This window comes from Pseudomonas sp. GXM4, from assembly GCF_008923895.1.
Taxonomy (GTDB): Bacteria; Pseudomonadota; Gammaproteobacteria; order Pseudomonadales; family Pseudomonadaceae; genus Aquipseudomonas; species Aquipseudomonas atacamensis.
In genome coordinates, this window is the sequence record NZ_WBRZ01000397.1 from 1 (window position 1) to 3,519 (window position 3,519).

The 3,519-nt window shown below is 65.7% G+C and carries 2 protein-coding genes; both read right to left on the reverse strand.

What is annotated here, in order from left to right; translation table 11 throughout:
- Positions 1-58: 58 nt before the first annotated feature.
- A complete protein-coding gene (locus F8N49_RS26520; protein WP_136492982.1) occupies positions 59-745 on the reverse strand; it encodes a response regulator in 687 nt (228 codons plus the stop codon).
- Between the two features lie 48 nt (positions 746-793).
- Positions 794-3,445 carry a sensor histidine kinase KdpD gene (locus F8N49_RS26525; RefSeq protein ID WP_073472405.1) on the reverse strand — a complete coding sequence of 884 codons (2,652 nt, stop codon included), beginning with the start codon at positions 3,443-3,445 and terminating at the stop codon, positions 794-796.
- Between the last annotated feature and the right edge of the window lie 74 nt (positions 3,446-3,519).

The window sequence follows — 3,519 nt, forward strand, 5'->3', positions numbered from 1 at the left end:
TTGAAATGCATTCCCCTGTGGGAGCGAGCCTGCTCGCGAAAGCGTCAGCTCAGCCAGCTTAACTCAACAACCGATACCCCACCCCCGCCTCAGTCACGATAAACCGTGGCCGGGTCGGGTCATCCGCCAGTTTCTGCCGAAGATGCCCGACCACGATGCGCAGGTAATGACTGTCCTCGGTGTGCGTCGGTCCCCAGATATCCTTGAGCAATTGCTGCTGGGTGATCACCCGCCCCGGATGCCGCGCCAATTGCGCGAGCACGGCGTATTCCTTGCGGGTCAGGGCGACTTCGGCGCCGTCGAGCAGCACGCGTCGATAGGCCAGATCCACGGTCAACGGGCCGAAACTCAGCGCCGCCGGCTGCGCCTCCCCCGCCGGTGCCTGACGCAACAACGCGCGGACTCGGGCGAGAAATTCCTGAATGCCGAACGGCTTGGTCACGTAGTCATTGGCGCCGCCATCCAGCGCTTCGACCTTCTGCCCTTCACTGGCGCGCACCGACAGCACCAGCACTGGCGTGGTCGCCCACTCGCGCAGTTCGCGCAGGACCTGCTGACCGTCCATGTCCGGCAGGCCGAGATCAAGCACCACCAAGTCCGGTTTGCTCAGCGCAGCTTGCGCCAGGCCTTCAGCGCCGGTGCCGGCTTCGAGCACTTTGTAGCCTTGTGAAGCGAGGCTGATGCGCAGGAATTTGCGGATCTGCGGTTCGTCGTCGATGACCAAAATAGTCGCGGTCTGGCTCATGAATTCACATCAACACAATAGATTGGCAAGAGAGTAGCGCAGTCGACTTCAAGCTTCACCGTCCATCCCCGGTTGCGCCTGCAACGGCAGGTGCAAGGTGATGCAGGTGCCGCGCCCGTCGATGCCGTCAGCCACGGAAATACGCCCGCCGTGGGCGCCGACCATGCCCTGACAGATCGCCAGCCCCAACCCCGTGCCCTGCCCGCCGCGATCACCGCGCGCGGCGGTGTAGAACATGTCGAAAATCTTCGCTCGGTCCTCTTCAGGGATCCCCGGGCCTTCATCGCTGACCGCAAAGAAAATCTCCTGCTCATCGGCGCCGGCGCGCAGTTGCAGGCGACCGTGGCTGGGGGAAAAGCGCGCGGCGTTCTCCAGCACATTGACCAGCGCCTGCTCGATCAACGCCGCGTGCACGTACAGCAGTGGCAGCTCGGCCGGCACTTCGGTGCTGACCTGCAGCGGCGCCAGCACGGCGCGCAGGCGATTGAGCGAACTGCCGACGATATCGGCCGGCGATACCCAGTCGCGCGCCAGCTTCAGGGCGCCGTGGCCGAGGCGGGTCATGTCGAGCAGGTTCTGGATGTAGCGGTCGAGGCGTTCGGCCTCATCGCGGGTGCCTTCGAGCAGCTCGCGGCGATCCTCCAGCGGAATCGCTTCGCCGAGGGCCAGCAGGCTGTCGATGCTGCCGCGCATGGCTGTCAGCGGCGTGCGCAAATCGTGGGACACCGAGGCCAGCAAGGCGCTGCGCAATTGTTCGGTTTCGCCGTGCAGACGCGCCGCTTCGAGGTCATCGGCCAATTGCGCGCGGGCCAGGGCTTGCGCCAGCGGCTGGCTCAGCGCAGTGAGCAAACGTCGGCGCTGACCGCTCAAGCTCTGGCCTTCCTTGGCGCAAACACCAAGCAACGCCAGCGGCCCGTCCTCCACCGACAACGGCCACCACCACCAACGCCCCAGCGGCAAGGTACCGGTGCCCTTGCCCGCCGGTTGATCGTGTTGCCAGGCCCAATCGGCGGCGGCGCGTTCGGCCTCGGTGAATTGCAGCGGCCCGCCGGTTTCGACTTTCCAGCCGCCCTGGCCGTCGCGGTTGAGCAAGCACAATTGCACATCGCTCCAGCCTTCGAGGTGCTGCGCGGCGGCGCTGATCACGGCCTGGCGGTCGGTCGCGGCGGTGAGTTTGCGGGACAGGTCGAGCAGTTCGCTGGTTTCTTCCTGGGTATCGCGCAAGGCCTGCAACTGCCGCCGCTGACGCGCCGCGAGGTTGCCGGTGAGCGCCGCCATCAACAGGAAGAACAGCAGCGTCAGCACGTCTTCTTCGCGCTGAATGCTGAAGGAGAAATTCGGTGGAATGAACAGAAAATCGTAGGTCAGAAACGACAACGCCGCACAGGCCAGCGCCGGGCCGAGGCTGCTGCGCACCGCCACCAGCAACACCGCCGCGAGAAACACCAGCGAGATGTTCGGCAGCGGCAACACACTCGACACCGCCCAGGCCAGGGCCGTGGCCAACAACGTCGCGACCAGCGCCAGCGCGTAGTCGAACCACACCAGCGTGACTGAATTGCGCGGGCGCGGTTGGTGCTGCTCGTGATCACTGTCGAGCACGTTGATTTCCAGACCGTGAGCCTGACGCAGCAGGCGCGCCGCCAGACCACCGCCGAACAGTCTACGGCGCAACCGTGGCCGCGACTGGCCGACCAGCAACAGACTGGCGCGGCGTTCGGCGGCGTGTTGAATCAGGGTTTTCGCCACTTCGCCGGCCCGCAACAGCACCACTTCGCCACCGAGGCGTTCGGCCAGTTGCTGTGCGCTTTGCAAACGCAACCGCGATTGCTCGTCACGGGCGCTGCCGTTGTCGACATGCACCAGACTCCACGGCAGATGCCGGCGCTGGGCGACGCGGCTGGCGTGACGCACCAGCCGTTCGGCCTGCGCATCGCCATCGATGCCGACCAGCAAACGCCCGCGCACCGCCGGCGCGGCCTGGCCGAGTTGGCGATAGCCTTGGGCCAGATCGTTGTCGACCTGCGCGGCGGCGGTCTGCATTGCCAGTTCGCGCAGTGCGGTGAGGTTAGTCTGGGTGAAAAAGGCGTCGATCGCAGCGCGGGCCTGTTCCGGCACGTAGACCTTGCCTTCGCGCAGACGCTCGAGCAATTCGCGCGGCGGCAGGTCGATCAGCAGCAGCTCGAAAGCTTCCTGCAGGACCCAGTCCGGCAGGGTCTCGCGCACTTGCACGCCAGTGATGCCGCGCACCTGATCATTGAGGCTTTCCAGGTGCTGGACGTTGACCGTGGTGAACACGTCAATGCCGGCGGCGAGCAGTTCCTGAATGTCTTGCCAGCGCTTGGCGTGACGACTGCCGGGGGCGTTGCTGTGGGCCAGTTCATCCACCAGCACAAGCTTCGGCTTGGCCGCGAGAATGCCGTCGAGGTCCATTTCCTCAAGCAGCACGCCACGGTATTCGCTGCGCACCAACGGCTGCTGCGGCAGGCCGCCGAGCAAGGCTTCGGTTTCGGCGCGGCCATGGGTTTCGACCACGCCGGCGAGGACCTTCACGCCTTGGCGCAGTTGCGTGTGCGCCGCCTGGAGCATGGCGTAGGTCTTGCCGACCCCGGGGGCTGCGCCGAGGAAAACCTTGAGCCGGCCACGGCCATCGCGGGGCAGGTCTGCTAATAATGCGTCGGCGCGGCCGGAGTCGCTCATGCTTGATGTCTCTCTTCCTGATGATCGTTCCCACGCGCTGCGTGGGAATGCAGCCCGGGACGCTCTGCGTCCCA

Excerpts from the sequence above, each read along its gene's own strand:
- F8N49_RS26525 (WP_073472405.1), bottom strand. The coding sequence starts at position 3,445 with ATGAGCGACTCCGGCCGCGCCGACGCATTATTAGCAGACCTGCCCCGC.
- F8N49_RS26520 (WP_136492982.1), bottom strand. The coding sequence starts at position 745 with ATGAGCCAGACCGCGACTATTTTGGTCATCGACGACGAACCGCAGATC.